The sequence below is a fragment of the Amycolatopsis sp. ATCC 39116 genome (assembly GCF_000231075.2).
GTDB lineage: Bacteria > Actinomycetota > Actinomycetes > Mycobacteriales > Pseudonocardiaceae > Amycolatopsis_E > Amycolatopsis_E tucumanensis.
Map to the genome: position 1 here is coordinate 206,313 of NZ_AFWY03000002.1, position 16,663 is coordinate 222,975.

Sequence of the window (16,663 nt, forward strand, 5' to 3'; positions counted from 1 at the left end):
GCGTGCCCTCCGTTCCTCGTCGAACCGGGCGTTTTGTCCCCAATGTGGGTGATTGAGATCACATTGAATACGGAAGGTGGCTAGCGGTCACGGGTGGAGGCCAATGCGGAGCCGAACTGTGACCTGGCGATGGCTGGCAGAATGGCCCGGGTGGAGCAGACGACCGTGCGTGAAACCGTGCAGCGCCTCTGGGACGGCGAGGTGCTGACGAGCCTGTCCGGCCTGGTGGAGATCCCCGCCCTGTCGCAGGCCTTCGACCCCGACTGGGCCGGCAACGGGCACCTCGACGCCGCGGTGCGGCACGTGCAGAACTGGATCGCCGGGCGCGGTCTGCCCGGCGCGACGCTCGACGTGGTGCGGCTCGACGGATGCAGCCCGGTGCTGCTCGTCGACGTCCCGGCGACGCCCGGCGCGGAGGACCGCGGCACCGTGCTGCTCTACGGCCACCTCGACAAGCAGCCCCCGGTCGGCGGCTGGGCGGAGGGGCTCGGCCCGTGGACCCCGGTGGTCCGCGACGGCAGGCTGTACGGCCGCGGCTCGGCGGACGACGGGTACGCCGGCTACGCGGCGACGGCCGCGCTGGAAGCCGTGCACGCGGCAGGCGGCGCCCACGCGCGATCGGTGATCCTGCTGGAGACCGGCGAGGAGTCGGGCAGCCCCGACCTGCCGCGGTACCTGGAGCACCTGTCCGAGCGGCTGGGCCGCGTGAGTTTCGTGGTGTGCCTGGACTCCGGCGGCAACGACTACGAGCGGCTGTGGCTGACGACGAGCCTGCGCGGGATGACGCAGGTGCACGTCACGGTGCGGGTGCTCCAGGCGGCGGCGCACTCCGGGCTGGCCAGCGGCGTGGTGCCGAGCTCGTTCCGGGTGCTGCGGCAGCTGCTGGACCGCATCGAGGACGCCGAGACGGGCGAGATCAAGCTGGCGGAGCTGAACGTCGACATCCCGGCCAACCGCCGTGAAGAGGCGGCCGCGACGGTCGCGGTGGCCCCCGGTGCGATCAGTGGTTCGTTCCCGCTGATGCCCGGGATGCGCCCGGTGTCGGACGACGAGCTGGAGCTGCTGCTGAACCAGTCGTGGCGGCCCACGCTGTCGGTGATCGGCGCCGAGGGCTTTCCGGAGCCGGCGAACGCCGGCAACGTCCTGCGCGACCACACGACGCTGGCGCTGAGCTTCCGCCTCCCGCCGACGGCCGACGCGGCGGCGGCGCTGAACGCGGTGGAGAAGGCGCTGACCACGGACGTGCCCTACGGCGCGGTGGTCGAACTGTCCGGTTTGGAGTCCGCGAACGGCTGGAACGCGCCCGACCCGTCGCCGTGGCTGGCTTCGGCGCTGGAGCGGGTCAGCGACGAGGTCTTCGGAGCGCCGTGGCGCAGCGTCGGGCTCGGCGGGTCGATCCCGTTCATGGGCCTGCTGGGCGAGAAGTACCCGGAGGCGCAGTTCCTGGTGACGGGCGCGCTGGGGCCCGACTCGAACGCCCACGTCCCCGACGAGTGGCTGCACCTGGCCCAGGCGAAGCGGCTCACCGAGGCGGTGGCGCACATGCTGGACGCCCACGCCCGCGGCTGATCGCGACCCCGGCGCCGACCACCAGCAGGGACGACTGCTGGTCCGGCGCCGGGAGCCGCCCACCCGACAGCCCCCCAGTCCCCGAGGACGAACACGCTGGCGGCGGGCGCCGCGGTGAAGCGGTAGGTGGGTCGGTCGCGCAGCAGGCCACGGTGCGAGCCGCCGGCCCGCCACTCGCTTGATGAACAGCAGCGGCCGCCACCGTGACGACGTTGGCGCCGCGGTTTCGGCCACAGCCGGCCTGTGCTCCGGGCCACGCAGGGTCACCCGCGTGTTACCGACTGGTTACCGGGTAGACCCGAAATGCGGCCGTAACCACTCGATGCTGTGCGTGACCGTCAACAAGTGGCAGGATGCGTGCACTCGATAAGTATGACCTACTAGGAGTAAACCGTGTCGCGTCGATCGTTACGCAATGCGCTTGTTCTGTCGGCCACGCTCGCCATCGCGGCGACCGCGACGGCCTGCGCGCAGGAGGTCAACACCGGCGGCGACACCCAGGCCGGCGGTGAGATCAGCCTCAAGGAGACCGGCTTCCTCACCACGTGCACACACCTGCCGTACGCGCCGTTCCAGTTCACCGAGGGTGACAAGACCGTCGGGTTCGACGTGGACCTCGTGGACATGGTCGCGCAGAACCTCGGGGTGCAGCAGAAGATCTTCGACACCCCGTTCGAGGGCATCGAGTCGGGCGAGTCGCTCAACACCGGCCAGTGCGACGTCGCCGCCGCGGCCATGACGATCACCCCGGAGCGGCAGGCCGTGATGGACTTCTCGGTCGGCTACTTCGACGCCAACCAGGCGCTGCTGGTCAAGAAGGGCTCCGGCATCGACAGCCTGGAGAAGCTGCGCGGCAAGAAGCTCGGCGTCCAGCTCGGCACCACCGGTGAGGACTACGCCGAGGCGAACAAGGCCCAGTACGGCTACGAGATCGTCCAGTTCGAGGACCTCGCGCTGGAGCAGACCGCGGTCAAGACCGGCCAGGTCGACGCGGGCATCAACGACAACTCGGTGCACTACGAGTTCCTCAAGACCAACCCGGACGTCGAGGTGACGACCGAGTTCAAGACCGGTGACCAGTACGGCGTCGCCGTGCGCAAGGGCAACGGCGCGCTGCTCGCGAAGGTCAACGAGGTCATCAACGCCGCCAAGGCGGACGGCCGCTACGACGCCATCTACCAGAAGTGGTTCAACAAGCTGCCGGAAAGCAAGTAACCGGAAGCCACTTCTGCGAGGAGTTCCACCGTGGCGATGTCTCGCCGTAAACGCGCCCAGCTGTTCCGGGGCGCGCAGTACGCGCTGCTGGTGATCGTCATCCTGGTCGCGGCGTTCGTGGCCGACTGGGGCGAGATCCAGCGCGCGTTCTTCAACGTCGACGCGGCCCGCGCGCAGTTCCCCGGTGTCATCACGACGGCGCTGGTCAACACCATCGTCTACACCGCGCTCGGGTTCGCGTTCGGGCTGGCCGTCGGTCTGGTGCTGGCCCTGATGAAGCTGTCGCCGGTCGGGCCGTACCGCTGGATCGCGACCGTCTACATCGAGTTCTTCCGCGGGGTCCCGGCGCTGCTGGTGTTCATCACGCTGGGCTTCGGTGCGCCGCTGGCGTTCGGGTTGAAGTTCGACATCTACTCGACCGTGATGCTGTCGCTCGGCCTGGTCGGCTCCGCCTACATCGCGGAGACGATCCGGGCCGGCATCCAGGCGGTGCCGGCGGGTCAGCGGGAGGCGGCGCGGTCGCTGGGCATGTCCCAGGGGCGGGCGATGATCTCGATCGTCATCCCGCAGGCGTTCCGCATCATCCTGCCGCCGCTGACCAACGAGCTGATCCTGCTCACCAAGGACTCGTCGCTGATCTACCTGCTGGGCCTGGCCCGCGACGAGTACGAGCTGACGAAGTTCGGCCGCGAGGGCCTGAACGCGACCGGGTCGCTGACGCCGATCCTGCTCGCCGGGCTGTGCTACCTGATCATCACGATCCCACTGGGCTACCTGTCCCGGTACCTGGAGCGGCGCACCGGGCGCAAGAGCCAGCGCGGACTGGAGGTCGAAGCGTGACCGGCGACGTGATCGTCCAGGTGTCCGGACTGCACAAGGCGTTCGGCAGGCTGGAGGTGCTCAAGGGCATCGACCTGGAGGTGCGGCGCGGGCAGGTGGTCTGCATCATCGGGCCGTCCGGCTCGGGCAAGTCGACGCTGCTGCGCTGCGTGAACCTGCTGGAGGAGCCCAACGAGGGCTCGGTCGTGGTGAACGGGTTCGAGATCACCGACCCGGACATCGACATCGACCGCGCGCGGCGGGGCATCGGCATGGTGTTCCAGTCGTTCAACCTGTTCAGCCACCTGTCGGTGCTGGACAACCTCACCATCGCGCAGCGCAAGGTCCTCAAGCGGGACAAGGCCGAGGCCGAGCGGATCGCGATGGAGAACCTGCGCAAGGTCGGGCTGACCGGCAAGGAGCGCTCGCTGCCCACGCAGCTCTCCGGCGGCCAGCAGCAGCGCGTCGCGATCGCGCGCGCGTTGTCCATGGACCCGGACGTGATGCTGTTCGACGAGCCGACGTCCGCCCTGGACCCGGAGCTGGTCGGCGACGTGCTCGCCGTGATGCGCCAGCTCGCCCGCGACGGCATGACGATGCTGGTGGTCACCCACGAGATGCAGTTCGCGCGTGAGGTGGCCGACGTGGTGCTGTTCATGGACGGTGGCGTAGTGGTCGAGCAGGGGCCGCCGTCCCAGGTGATCGCGGACCCGCAGCACGAGCGCACGCAGACGTTCCTGTCGCGCGTGCTGAACCCGGCCCACGTCGACGAGTAGTAGCGCGGGACCCCCCTCGTCCGCGACGATCGTCCGAGCCAGGTGGGCGATCGTCGCGGGGAGGGTGCCCGGATGCCGGTGTTGTACTTCGCGCACAGCTACCGCGAGCGGGACGCGCGCATCGTGGACTACTTCGGCCGTCTGATGCGCAGCGAAGGTCTGGTGCCCAGCCTCGATCCGCCATCGGACTCGGTGAACGGCGCGAAGCTGCAGCGCCATCTCAACGCCAGTGACGGGATGATCGCCGTGCTGAGCCGCCGCGAGGACGGCACGTCGCCGCACATCCTGTTCGAACTCGCGCTGGCGATGCGGGCCGGGTTCCCGGTGCTCGTCTTCATCGAGGACACCCTGCCGAACGACGTGGTATCGCCGCACGTTCCGCAGCAACGGTTCTCCTACCGGTCGTTCCTGCGCCAGGCCCCGGCGCACCGCCAGGCGTTGAGGTTCTTCAAGGCCTACCTGGCCTCGACACCGCCCGGGGGTTACGTGCCGCTCGGCCGCCGCCGTTCCTGCCTCATCGTCCAGTCCGCTCCGGAACCGTTGGTCGAGGCGACCGCGCGCTGGATAGCGCAGTACGCGGAGTACGAGGTGGGCGTCCTGGACCAGCGGACCGACGCACCGCCGTGGCGGCCGTTCGACGAGATCCGGTCCGCTTCCGTGCTGGTCACCTTCGCGTCCAGCGGGCAGCCCCGGGATCACCTGACCGGCTTCGCGACGGCCGCGGGCGTGCCGACGATCGAACTGACCGCCGATCCCGGCTACCGTCACCACCCGGCGATCCCCGACGAGTACCAGCCTCGGCTGGTGCGCGGGACGGAGGAGCTGCCCGGAGTCCTCGCCACCGAGTTCGAGCTCTTCGAGCAGGACTTCCTGGAGTTGACCGACCAGGACGCGGTCGACCGCTACGCGTCCTTCCTCGTCGATCTCGAGGGGGACTACGACTCGACGACCCGCGAGACCGCGATGGAGGTTGTGATGGGCGACAAGTACGAGGTCTCCGGCCAGACGGGCGCCGTGGGCCGGAACGCGCGCGCGAAGGACATGACGTTCCAGCAGGTCTGGCAGGGCGAAGGTGACCGCCTGGATCTTCCGCGGCTGGCCGGTGAACTGGAGATCCTCCGGTTGGAGCTGAAGCGCCAGGCGACGACGCGCGAGCACGACGCCGTCGTGGCCGAGATCGGTGCGGCCGCGGAGGCGGCCGAGCGCGGCGACGGCCCGGAGACCCTGAGCCGTCTGCAGCGGGCGGGCAAGTGGGCCCTCGGAGCGGCCACCGCGATCGGCACCGGAGTTGCTGCCGCGGCCATCAAGGTGGCGATAGGCTTCTAGCGCACCGGCCCGGGAACCCGCGGCGTCGCCTGTTCGTCGGAGCCTTGTGGGCAGGCGGGTGAAGGAGGGGGATTCACGGATGCCGGTAGGCCAGCCGGGTCAGGCGGAGCGGGAGTTGCCTGCCCTGGATCCCTTCCGCGGAGTGCCGGACCGGCGTTACCACCTCGCCGCGGAGGAGCTGCTCAGACCGTTGCTGGAGCCCGGCAGCGGCGGCCTGCTGCGCTGGCGCAAGCAGACCAGCAACGCCCCGATCGTCGCCGTGGAAAACGCTTACATCACCGGCCGGCTCGACCTGCGCGGGGCGGACCTGGACTGCCTGTTCCGCTTCGAGAACTGTCGCTTCGAGCACCCGCCGGACGTGCGCGAGGCCAAGATCCTCGGGCTGGTCTTCCGGCGCTGCTGGCTGCCCGGGCTCAAGGCCCGCAACCTGCGCAGCCGCAACGACGTCCGCCTCATCCGCTGCGTCGTGCAGGTCCTGCCGGGCAGCGACGACGGCGAGACCGCGGTGCAGCGCGGCGACACCCGCGAGCGCGGCGTGCCGGACGCCGCGATCAACCTGACCGACGCCGTCGTCGAAGGGTCGGTCGTCCTCACCCGCACGGCGGTCGACTACCCGCAGGGCCGCGCGATCCAGGCCGACCGGCTGATCATCGCCGGCGCCTTGCTGGCCTACCGCATGCAGACCGAGGGCGAGGTCCGGCTCCCCGGCATGCGCACCGGCGGCAACGTGAACTTCTCCGGCGCCAAGCTGCGCAACCCGGACGGCTTCGCGCTCGACGGGAACGGCGCGCACATCGGCGGCAGCCTGCTGTGCGAGGTCGACAACTACGGCGCGGCCAGCACGCGGCAGCCGTTCTCCGCGCACGGTGTGCTGCACCTGCCGAGCATGCGCGTCAACGGCGACATCGTGCTGCGCGCCGCCGAGCTGCAGAGCGAGCAGCAGGGCCGGATCGTCGTCGAGGCGTGGAAGTCGAGCGACCCGTACGTCGACCCGTGGCCGGCGCTGGTCGGCGACCGGTGGCAGGTGGACGGCAACGTCGAGCTGTCCGACGGGCTGTCCGCGGTCGGCACGCTGCGCATGATCAACGCGAAGATCGGCGGCACCCTGCGCCTGGCCCGCGCGCGCATCACGGTGCCGCGCGGTTCGGTCGAGCCGTACTACGACCGCGCGCTGCACCTGGACGGCTCGCAGATCAGCAGCGATCTGGAGGCGACCGGCCTGGAGATCCCGTCCGGACAGCTGCGGATGGCCGACGTGACGGTCCGCGGGAACCTGCTCGCCGGGCGGGTGCGCCTGCGGCACGCGGAACGCGACGTCCTGTCCGCCCGCCGGATGACAGTGGCGGGCAACTTCCACCTGCACGAGGCGACCATCGAGGGCACGCTGCGGCTGCAAGGCGTCGAGGTCGGCGGCAGCGTCTACCTCTACGGCACCGACGTCACCAAGCCGGCGGTGCGCAACCGGACCAGCTTCTCGGTGGACCTGCGCACGGTGAAGGTGGGCCGCGACATCACGCTCACCAGCGCCGGCGAGCAGCCGTTCCACGCCGAGGGCGGCGTAAACATGGACGGCGCCACCGCGGGCCGCCGCATCGACTTCACCGGCGCGGTGCTGGGCTCGTACAACAAGCACGCGATCGCGCTGGACGCCAGCGACGTGGGGGCGGACGAGTTCCTGCTCAACTTCGCCGAGCCCGCCACCGGCAGCATCGTGCTGCGGCACGCGCACTGCCAGACGCTGGAGGACAACGACAACTTCTGGCAGGCCGAGGGCGGCATCGAGCTGGAGGACTTCCGCTACGACGTCCTCAAGCGCCCGATCGACATGAAGGACGACGCCGCGGTGCGGGACCGCATCGAGCGGCTGCGCACCGCGATGGCCGGGTACCGGCCGGGCCCCTACGACCAGCTCGCCGCGATGCTGCGCAACAGCGGCAACGAGGAGCACGCGTCGACGGTGCTGTTCAAGAAGCAGCAGTACCGCTACGAGGCGCTCGCCCAGGGCTACCGGGTGCTCGGCCCGGGTGTGCGGTTGTGGAGCTGGCTGCAGCGGTGGATGGTCGGTTACGGCTACCGCCCGGTGCGGGCGCTGGCCTGGCTGATCGCGCTGCTGGCCGCGGGCAGCGTCTACTTCGGCACGGGCACCGACTCGTGTGTGAACGACCCGGTGCGGTACATGGTGAGCGGCCCGCGGTGTGCGGTCGACCAGCAGGAGACGGGCCTGGAGTGGAACCCGGTGCTGTACACGCTGGACCTGCTGGTGCCGATCGTCGACTTCGGCAACAAGGGCCGCTGGTACATGCACGACCTGGACAAGTGGGTGTCGAACGGGTTCACCGCGATGGGCTGGGTACTGGCGACGACCGTCGCGGCCGGCGCCGGCCGCATGATCCGCCGGGAGACCTGAGGGCCGCCGGAGCGGCCCCCAGGCCCGGGTTCAGTGGCAGAGTTCAGTGGCGGGGCAGCCGGGGCCGGTGGCCCTTCTCCTGGGTGGGCGGTTCGCTGACCGTCGGCGGCATCGCCGGGGCGGGCAGGTTCGCCGCTTCGTACCGGGACAGCGTCAGCGGCCCGCTGGTGTCCGGCAGCGTCGGCGGTTTCGTCCCGCCCTCGTGGAACCGGAACGCGGAGGTGAGGTCGCCGAAGGTGGACCGCCGCCACGCGGAGATGTTGGGTTCCGCGACGCCGGTGACGCGTTCGAGGAGCCGCAGCTGGGAGGTGTGGTCGAAGTTCTCGCTGCACACCCAGCCGCCCGCGGTCCACGGCGACACGATGATGCACGGCACGCGGAAGCCGCCGCCGATCCACAGCCCGTTGCCCTTGGTGCCGCCGGGTGAGGTGCCGGTGACGAACTCGCCGGGGGTGCCCGCGGGCGGGATGGGCGGGACGACGTGGTCGAAGAGGCCGTCGTTCTCGTCGTAGCTGAGGATGAACACGGTCTTGGCCCACACGTCCGGGTTGGCTGCGATGGCGTCGATCTTGCTGGCGACGAACGCGGCGCCGTCGGCCGGTGTGTAGTCGGGGTGCTCGGACTGGGTGCTGGTGGTGATGATCCAGGAGACGGTCGGCAGTTTGTCGTTGCGCGCGTCGTACTCGAACTGGCCTTCGGGCCGGTGGGTGAGGCCGTTGACGGCGAGTTCGGAGTCCGGCGCGGCGTTTTTGAAGGCCGCGAAGTTCTCCAGCATGTTGCAGCCGTAGGTGTCGTCCTGTTCGTAGACCTTCCAGCTGATGCCGGCTTCGGTGAGCCGTTCGGCGTAGGTCTTCCAGGTGTAGCCGCCAGCCGGGGCCTTGTTGTCGAGGATCGGCCCGCCGTGTTCGCCGTCGGGGTCGATGGTGCCGGTCATCCACATCATGCGGTTGGGCCAGGTGGGGCCGAGCACGGAGCAGAAGTAGCTGTCGCAGATGGTGAACGCCTCGGCGAGGGCGAACTGGAAGGGCAGGTCGGCGCGGGTGTGGTAGCCCATGACGTAGGGCCCGTTCTTGCCGTCGGCCTTGCGGTGGGCAGGCAGCCAGTTGTCCATCTTGCCGCCGTTGAGCGAGTCGTGCTGGACCTGCCAGGCGTGTGAGGTGGACGGGATCTTCTGGGCGTTGGTCGCGTGGGTGTCGAGGTGGAACGGCAGCGCGTAGCCCGCCGGGTTCTGCGCGTCGGGCTGGTAGAACACCGACCGTCCGGACGGCAGCCGCACCGCGTCCGGGTCGTCGAACCCGCGGACGCCGGAGAGGGTGCCGAAGTAGTGGTCGAACGAGCGGTTCTCCTGCATGAGCAGGACGACGTGCTCGATGTCCCGCAGGGATCCGCGTTTCGGCGCTTCCTGGGCCAGCGCCCGTTGCACGTTGGGCGGCATCAACGCCGAGGCCGCCGCCGCAGCCCCAGCCCCCAAGACCCGCCGCCGAGTGACTCCAGACAAGAAAACCTCCAGTGGACGAGAAACCCCACCCACCCTGACCCCACGCGGCCACACGATCAGGTGAATCTTGGGAACGGCAGCCGAACACTGGCAAAAAACCAACAAAGACCCCGACAAACAAGAAAAACCGCAGCTCAAACCACGCGAAGGCGACGACCGCACCGATCCGGCGCCGGGAAGGGGTTCAGGGGACGGCACTGGCGAGATCCGCACGATCCGGCGCCGGGAGGGGGTCCAGGGGGCGTAGCCCTCCTGGCGGGGGTTTGGGGGTCGACCCCCAATGCAATGGCGAGTAGCCCCGGCGAAGCGCAAAGCGCGAGCAGGGGTCGGCCAGCTACGAGCGGACGACGGGATTCGAACCCGCGACCCTCACCTTGGCAAGGTGATGCGCTACCAGCTGCGCTACGTCCGCGTGCCCCGGGTCAACCGGTGCGATGGACAGTCTATACGGGCGCGATTCGCCGGGTTGACGGGGTGGCCATTTTGGGGTGATCTTGGGTGGCTGCGAGGTGTGCGTCGCCCTGTCGGAGGGAACTCGGTCACTCCGGGAGTACAAGGGGTGACGGCGAGCGTTTCGCTCCGTATGGTGTCTCCATTCAACCGAACGGGTTAGTCCCGCGGGGGAGGAGGTGGCTGGCCGCATGACGGACGACGCGGCGGTGCCGGAACAGCGCATGGCATCGGAGGACGAGCAGGCTCTGTTGAGCAGGCTGCGTTCCGGTGAGGATGCCGCGTTCCGCGAGTTGTTCGAGCTGCACGCTTCCGCCGTCCGCAGGCTGGCCCGCAGTCTGGCCGCCGATTCGTCCGAGGCGGAGGACATCACCGCCGAGACGTTCTTCCGCGTGTTGCAGGCGTTGCGCCGCGGGAACGGCCCGAAGGAGCACATCCGCGCGTACTTGCTGACGGTGGCGCGCCGGGTGTCGTGGGAGTGGCACGGCGCGCGCCGCGATGTGCCGGTCACCGACGACGAGCTGACGCACCGCGCGGGGGCCGGCGCCGATGCGCACGCCCGCACCGCGGAGCACAGCTTGATCACCACCGCTTTCACGAGTCTGCCGGAGCGCTGGCGGACCGTGTTGTGGCAGACCGAGGTCGAGGGTGAGCAGCCGGCGGTGGTGGCTCCGCACTTCGGGTTGAGCGCGAACGCGACGGCGGCGCTGGCGCGGCGGGCCCGGCAGGGCCTGCGTGCCGCGTACCTGCAGGCGCACCTGGCGATGAACCGGATTTCCGACGTCAGCTGCCGAGGGGTGATCGAGAAGCTCGGCGGCTATACCGCGGGCAGCGTCACCGGTGCCGAGGCGCGGCGGATCCGCGGTCACCTGCTGGGGTGCGCGTCCTGCCGGGCGATGCACGCGGAGCTGCGGGACGTCTGCTCGTCGCTGCGGGCGCACGCCGGGGCGGTGGCGTTGCTGGTGCCGGCCACCGCCGTCGCCGCGGGCACGGCCGCCAGTGGCGGTGCGACGTCGGGTGTGCTGACCACCCTGAAGACCGTGCTGGTGTCGAAGCTGAAGATCGGCGTGGCGCTGGCGTCGACCACGGCCGCGGGTGTGGTCGGGTTCGCGGTGGGCCCGGCGATGGTCGACGATTCGCAGCCGATCGGCCTGCCCGAGCAGGGCGGGGTCGAGTTGCGGATCGCGGAGCCGGAGTCGCGGCTGAGTTCGCCGCCGCAGGTGCTGATCGCGCCCGACGAGGTGACGCTGCCCTACCCCGGCGCGCCGTTGCCGAGCACGGTCGTGGAGAAGTCGCAGCCGCCCGTGAAGCCGATCGAGCCGGCCGGGCCGCCCGCGCGGCAGCAGCCGCAGACCGACGGTTCGAGCACCGGTGGCGAGCGGTCGGACCAGGTCGAGCCGACGCAGTCGTCGTCCCGCGGCAGTGCGCGCGACGACCTGCCGACCACGGACGCCACGCCGTACGAGAGCGAGGACTCGCCGACCCGGGACAAGCCGGGCAAGGGCTGGGGCCGGGACAAGGACAAGCCGACGCAGGCCGAGTCGCACGGGCCGCCGTCGTGGTCCGCGCCGTGGTGGCTGTGGCGGGACCGGGATCACGGGCACTCCGGCCGGGGGTCATCCGAGTAGTCGATCTCCGTCCGCGTCTCGCGCGGCGGGCCGCGGCCACGCTACGGTTGGACGGGCGAACGACCGTGGCGGGAGGCAGCGAAAGATGAACCGCGTGGTGCGGGGAGGCGACGGCCGCGAGTGGGTCGTCCGGGCGCAGATGGAATGGCGCCGCCCGGCAACCGCCGAGGACTTCGAGCGGGACATCTCCGGCAGCTACACCTCGGGCATCGCGATGCTCGCCGTGTGCGTGCTGCTGGCCGTCATCCTCGTCGCCTGGCTGCCCGACACCGTCGTGGTGCCGCCGTGGGTGATCTACGGCCTGCTGCTGATCGCGGTGTTCTTCCCGCTGCGGTGGGTGCTGAACCGGCCGTGGACGGTCGTCGCGGAGACCGACGGCGGCGTCACCGGCGAGCCGCCGCCCGAGCGCTGGGTCGGGATCATCTCCGGCATGTTCCGCGTGCGCAGCGAGCTGACCAGGCTCGCGAAGACCATCCAGCGGGAGGCGGGCCCGGACTTCGAGGGCCCGCTGCGGCCGATGGAGTAGCGATGCCGGAGTTGCCCGAGGTCGAAGCGCTGGCGTACCACCTGCGTGAGCACGCGGTGGGGCGGCTGGTCAGCCGCGTCGACGTGGCGTCGCTGGCGGTGTTGAAGACGTTCGACCCGCCCTACACCGACCTGCACGGGCGCGAGGTGACGGGGGCGGGCCGGTTCGGCAAGCACCTCGACCTCGACTGCGACGGCCTGCACCTCGTGGTGCACCTGGCGCGCGCCGGCTGGCTGCGGTGGGCGGACAACCTCTCGCCGGCGCCGCCGAAACCGGGCAAGGGCCCGATCGCGCTGCGCGTCCACTTCGGAGACCGCGGCTTCGACCTGACCGAGGCGGGCACGAAGAAGGGCCTCGCGGTGTGGGTGGTGCGGGACCCGCAGGAGGTGCCCAGCATCGCCCGGCTCGGCCCGGACGCCCTGTCGCTGCACCGGGATTCGCTGGCCGAGCTGCTGGCAGGGCGGACCGAGCGGCTCAAGTGGGCGCTGACCGACCAGTCGCTGATCGCCGGCATCGGCAACGCCTACTCGGACGAGATCCTGCACGCCGCGCGGCTGTCCCCGTTCGCGACCGCGGGCAAGCTGTCCGACGACGCGCTGGACCGGCTCGCCGAGGCGGTGCACCAGATCCTGACGAGCGCGGTGGAGCGCTCGGTGGGCCAGGACGCGGCTCGCCTCAAGGGCGAGAAGCGGTCCGGCCTCCGGGTGCACGCGCGGACCGGGCTGCCCTGCCCGGTGTGCGGGGACACGGTGCGTGAGGTTTCCTTCGCCGACAAGTCCTTCCAGTACTGCCCGACCTGCCAGACGGGCGGCAAGCCGCTCGCGGACCGTCGCCTGTCGCGCCTGCTCAAGTAGCGCCTCACCCCGCAGGGTGGCGAAGTCAGCACAGAAAGTGCGCTGAAGAGCTTGCACCTTGCGTCACGAGCGCAGAGCATTGACGCCGTGTCCGGTCTGCCGATCTCGCAAATCATCCCGTGGAGCGTGTCGGGTGTGCTGCTGATCGTCCTGATCGTCGTGCTGGCGCGGACCCGCAAGCCGAGCAGCTCGATCGAGGACGCGGTTCTCGAAGCCGTCTACCACATGTCCCGCGCGACACCGGACCTCCGCGAGGGCTTCGACCAGGCCAGCGCCGACCGGATCACCTCGCAGCTGCTCGAACTGCTCAAGTGCGTCGCCGTCGGCATCACCGACAACGAGGGCACCCTGGTGTCCTGGGACGGCGAGGCCAACGACCACTACCTCGACCTCAGCAGCGCCGTGATGATGTCCATCCGCAAGGCCCGTCGTGAGGTCGTCTCGCACGACGACGTCCCGTGCGACCACCGCGGCACCTGCAAGATGAAGACCGCGGTGATCGTGCCGCTGCTCGTCGAGGACGAGGTCGAGGCGGCGCTCATCGTGGTGGGCCGCAGCTCCGGCAAGCGCCTGATCCAGATGGCCGACGCGGTCGCGCAGTTCGTCACCACCCAGTTCGAGCTGGCCCGCTTTGAGGAGTCCAAGCACCAGTTGCAGCAGGCCGAGATCAAGGCGCTGCGCGCGCAGATCTCGCCGCACTTCATCTACAACGCGCTCAACACGATCTCCGCGCTCATCCGGACCGACCCGGAGGAGGCGCGCGAGCTGCTGCAGGAGTTCGCCGACTTCACGCGCTACTCGTTCCGCACCTCCGGCATGTTCACCACGCTCGCCGACGAGCTGCGCAACATCGACCGCTACCTGACGATCGAACGGGCCTGGTTCGGCGGCCGCCTCGAGGTGCGGCTGAAGATCGCGCCCGAGGTGCTGTCGGTCGTGGTGCCGTTCCTGATCATCCAGCCGCTCGTGGAGAACGCGGTGCAGCACGGCCTGGCGAACAAGCCGACCGGCGGCATGGTCACCGTCACCGCCTCCGACTACGGCACCGAGGCGCTGATCAGCGTCGAGGACGACGGCATCGGCATGGACCCGGCGCGGCTGGCCGACCTGCGCAACTCGCACCGCACCGGCGCGCACGTCGGGCTGGGCAACATCAACGCGCGCATGCGGCAGCTGTTCGGCGACGAGTACGCGCTGATGGTCGAGACCGCGCCGGGCGCCGGGATGAAGGTGACGCTGCGGGTGCCGAAGTTCGCGCCCGGCGTGCGCACCGACCTGCCGGACTACGCGGAAGCCCCGCCGGAGCCCGCCCGCAACGGCCGTCTGCACAAACCGGACGGAGTCCGTAACCTGGCGCCATGACCAGCGTGACGGACAGGCTGAGCAGCAGGATTTCGCGCATCGGCGACCGGGGCGACCGCAAGGACGTGGTGGCCGTCGTCAAGCTGCACGGGGTGATCACGCCGACGCCCTCGCCGCTCGCGCGCGGCACCATCAACCTCGCGGCCGTCGAGTCCGCGCTGACCCGCGCGTTCGACCACGACCGGCTCAAGGCGGTCGCGTTGCAGATCAACTCGCCGGGCGGCGCGCCGACCCAGTCCGGGCTGGTCGCGGAGCGGATCCGCCAGCTCGCCGCGAAGAAGCCGGGTGTGCCGGTGATCGCGTTCTGCGAGGACGTCGCGGCCTCCGGTGGTTACTGGCTGGCGTGCGCGGCGGACGAGATCTACGCGCACCGCACGTCGATGGTCGGCTCCATCGGCGTGATCAGCGGCGGGTTCGGGTTCACCGGTCTGCTGGAGCGCTTCGGCATCGAGCGGCGCGTGCACACCGCGGGTGAGAACAAGAAGCGGCTCGACCCGTTCGCCCCGGAGAAGCCGGAGGACGTCGAGTGGCTGAAGAAGATGCACGCACAGTTGCACGAGATGTTCGTGGAGTGGGTGAAGGAACGCCGCGGCGACCGGCTCGCCGACACCGAGGAGCTGTTCACCGGTGACGTCTGGCTCGGCGCGAAGGCCGTCGAGCTGGGCCTGGTCGACGGCATCGGCAACCTGCGGGAGGTCGTCGAGCAGCGCTGGCCGGACGCCGAGATCACGATCGCCGAGCCGAAGAAGCCGCTGCTGGCCCGGCTCGGCATCGGCGCGCCGGCAGCCGCCCAGGCGCTCCTGGACGCGGTCGCACAGCGAGTTGCTTGGTCACGCTACGGGATTTGAAAGCGCTCGCCCGCTCGCGGTATGGACATCACAACCTGCAGTAGGCAGGATGCGAGTCACTGTGAGTGCGCAACAAGACACCAGAAGACTGCTCGTCCTTGCCGTGGACGACGAGCCACACGGGTTGAACCTGCTGGTCGACACGCTGCGGGGCAACCCGCACATCGGTCGCGTGTTCACCGCGGTCGACGCCTCCGAGGCGCTGCGCGTGCTGGCCTCGGAGGACCCGGAGGTGCGTGAGCGCAAGGAGCGGGGCCTGCCGCCGATCGACGCGGTGTTCGCCGACCTCCAGATGCCCGGCCTGTCCGGCATGGAGATGGCGCGCGTGTTCTCCGCGATGAGCCCCGCGCCGGTGCTGGTGTTCGTCACCGGGCACGCGCACGAGGCCGTCAACGCGTTCGACCTGGGCGCGGTGGACTACCTGCTCAAGCCGTGCAACCAGCACCGGCTGGACCGGGCGGTCGAGCGGGTGCTGGAGAAGCTGAAGACGGTGGCCCCGCCAGGGCCGGGCGCGGCCGCGCCCGCCGCGCCGGACGACGACGAGGTGATCCCGGTCGAGCTCGCCGGGACCACGAAGCTCGTGCCGCGCTCGTCGGTGCGCTGGGTCGAGGCGCAGGGCGACTACGCCCGCCTGTTCACCAAGGACGGCAACAGCCACCTGGTCCGCATCCCACTGACCCAGCTCGAGGAGCGCTGGGAGAAGGCCGGGTTCGTGCGGATCCACCGGTCGTTCCTGGTCGCGTTGAACCTGATCACCGAGCTGCGCATGGGGCAGGGCGGCTACCAGGTCGTGATCGGCAACGAGGAGAAGCTGCTCCCGGTCTCCCGGCGGCACACCCGTGAGCTCAAGGACCGACTCACGGGTGGTCGATGACCGAGGACTTCCACCGTCGCGCGGACGGGGTGCGTGAGCCGGACCCGACGCTGGGCAAGAACTACCAGCCGGCGTCGGTGGAGCCGATCCCGCCCGCGCCGCCGCCCGAGGCGCCGCCGGAGCCGGCGAAACCGCCGAAGCGGCAGCGGGTGGTGCTGGCGGATCCGCGTTCCCGCAAGACGACGCCGACGCTGCGCGCGCGCCTGGAGCTGGAGCAGCAGACCAGCTGGGGCGAGCTGTTGATCCGCGACCTGGTCAAGCACCAGCTGCGCACCGCGCTCGGGTTGAGCGCGCTGGTGCTGGTGCTGCTCGGCGCGCTGCCGCTGGCCTTCTACCTGTGGCCGGGGTTCGCCGCGCTGCGTGTGGTCGGCGTGCCGCTGGCGTGGTTGCTGCTGGGGCTGTTGCCGTTCCCGTTGCTGCTGCTCGCGGGCCTGACCTACAACCGGCTGGCCGAGCGGCACGAGCGGGACTTCGTGGACATGATCGAGTCGTGACCGGCCCGCGGAGCCGG

Annotated in this window: 14 protein-coding genes and 1 tRNA gene; 13 read left to right on the forward strand and 2 right to left on the reverse strand. The window is 70.3% G+C overall.

Going from position 1 to position 16,663, the window contains the following annotated elements; translation table 11 throughout:
- Positions 1-141: 141 nt before the first annotated feature.
- The 6 genes from AMY39116_RS0303645 (at position 142) to AMY39116_RS0303670 (ending at position 8,112) form a co-directional block, all read left to right on the forward strand.
- Positions 142-1,569 carry a M20/M25/M40 family metallo-hydrolase gene (locus AMY39116_RS0303645; protein ID WP_020416353.1) on the forward strand — a complete coding sequence of 476 codons (1,428 nt, stop codon included), beginning with the start codon at positions 142-144 and terminating at the stop codon, positions 1,567-1,569.
- A gap of 393 nt (positions 1,570-1,962) precedes the next feature.
- A complete protein-coding gene (locus AMY39116_RS0303650) occupies positions 1,963-2,784 on the forward strand; it encodes a transporter substrate-binding domain-containing protein (RefSeq protein WP_020416354.1) in 822 nt (273 codons plus the stop codon).
- A gap of 30 nt (positions 2,785-2,814) precedes the next feature.
- Positions 2,815-3,624 (forward strand): amino acid ABC transporter permease, encoded by an 810-nt coding sequence (locus tag AMY39116_RS0303655; RefSeq protein WP_020416355.1) that lies wholly within the window; start codon positions 2,815-2,817, stop codon positions 3,622-3,624.
- On the forward strand, positions 3,621-4,379 hold the full coding sequence (locus tag AMY39116_RS0303660) for an amino acid ABC transporter ATP-binding protein (RefSeq protein ID WP_020416356.1): 759 nt from the start codon (positions 3,621-3,623) through the stop codon (positions 4,377-4,379). The genes AMY39116_RS0303655 and AMY39116_RS0303660 overlap by 4 nt, the downstream gene beginning before the upstream one ends.
- 72 nt (positions 4,380-4,451) lie before the next feature.
- Positions 4,452-5,705, forward strand: coding sequence for a hypothetical protein (locus AMY39116_RS42155; RefSeq protein ID WP_020416357.1), 1,254 nt, complete (start codon positions 4,452-4,454; stop codon positions 5,703-5,705).
- 79 nt (positions 5,706-5,784) lie between these two features.
- The gene (locus AMY39116_RS0303670; protein WP_235716047.1) at positions 5,785-8,112 is read left to right on the forward strand and encodes an oxidoreductase; all 2,328 of its coding nucleotides are present in this window, start codon (positions 5,785-5,787) and stop codon (positions 8,110-8,112) included.
- 43 nt (positions 8,113-8,155) lie between these two features.
- Here the strand turns inward: AMY39116_RS0303670 and AMY39116_RS0303675 are convergent, their stop codons facing one another.
- Together AMY39116_RS0303675 and AMY39116_RS0303680 are read right to left on the reverse strand one after the other, a co-directional pair.
- Entirely contained in the window at positions 8,156-9,547 is a 1,392-nt protein-coding gene (locus tag AMY39116_RS0303675; protein ID WP_235716048.1) for an alkaline phosphatase family protein, read from the reverse strand.
- Positions 9,548-9,949: 402 nt separating this feature from the next.
- Positions 9,950-10,022: transfer RNA gene (locus AMY39116_RS0303680), tRNA-Gly, on the reverse strand.
- A gap of 229 nt (positions 10,023-10,251) precedes the next feature.
- On the opposite strand from AMY39116_RS0303680, the gene AMY39116_RS0303685 reads away from it, so the two are divergent.
- The 7 genes from AMY39116_RS0303685 (at position 10,252) to AMY39116_RS0303715 (ending at position 16,646) form a co-directional block, all read left to right on the forward strand.
- A complete protein-coding gene (locus tag AMY39116_RS0303685; protein ID WP_020416360.1) occupies positions 10,252-11,688 on the forward strand; it encodes a sigma-70 family RNA polymerase sigma factor in 1,437 nt (478 codons plus the stop codon).
- 85 nt (positions 11,689-11,773) lie between these two features.
- Positions 11,774-12,214 carry a hypothetical protein gene (locus AMY39116_RS0303690; RefSeq protein ID WP_020416361.1) on the forward strand — a complete coding sequence of 147 codons (441 nt, stop codon included), beginning with the start codon at positions 11,774-11,776 and terminating at the stop codon, positions 12,212-12,214.
- 2 nt (positions 12,215-12,216) lie between these two features.
- The gene (locus tag AMY39116_RS0303695; protein WP_020416362.1) at positions 12,217-13,068 is read left to right on the forward strand and encodes an Fpg/Nei family DNA glycosylase; all 852 of its coding nucleotides are present in this window, start codon (positions 12,217-12,219) and stop codon (positions 13,066-13,068) included.
- Between the two features lie 78 nt (positions 13,069-13,146).
- Positions 13,147-14,430 carry a sensor histidine kinase gene (locus AMY39116_RS0303700; protein WP_027935603.1) on the forward strand — a complete coding sequence of 428 codons (1,284 nt, stop codon included), beginning with the start codon at positions 13,147-13,149 and terminating at the stop codon, positions 14,428-14,430.
- Entirely contained in the window at positions 14,427-15,278 is an 852-nt protein-coding gene (locus AMY39116_RS0303705) for a S49 family peptidase (protein ID WP_020416364.1), read from the forward strand. The genes AMY39116_RS0303700 and AMY39116_RS0303705 overlap by 4 nt, the downstream gene beginning before the upstream one ends.
- Positions 15,279-15,327: 49 nt before the next feature.
- The gene (locus tag AMY39116_RS0303710; protein WP_051079479.1) at positions 15,328-16,152 is read left to right on the forward strand and encodes a LytTR family DNA-binding domain-containing protein; all 825 of its coding nucleotides are present in this window, start codon (positions 15,328-15,330) and stop codon (positions 16,150-16,152) included.
- On the forward strand, positions 16,149-16,646 hold the full coding sequence (locus tag AMY39116_RS0303715; RefSeq protein ID WP_020416365.1) for a hypothetical protein: 498 nt from the start codon (positions 16,149-16,151) through the stop codon (positions 16,644-16,646). Before AMY39116_RS0303710 ends, AMY39116_RS0303715 begins: the two co-directional genes overlap by 4 nt.
- The last annotated feature ends 17 nt before the right edge of the window (positions 16,647-16,663 follow it).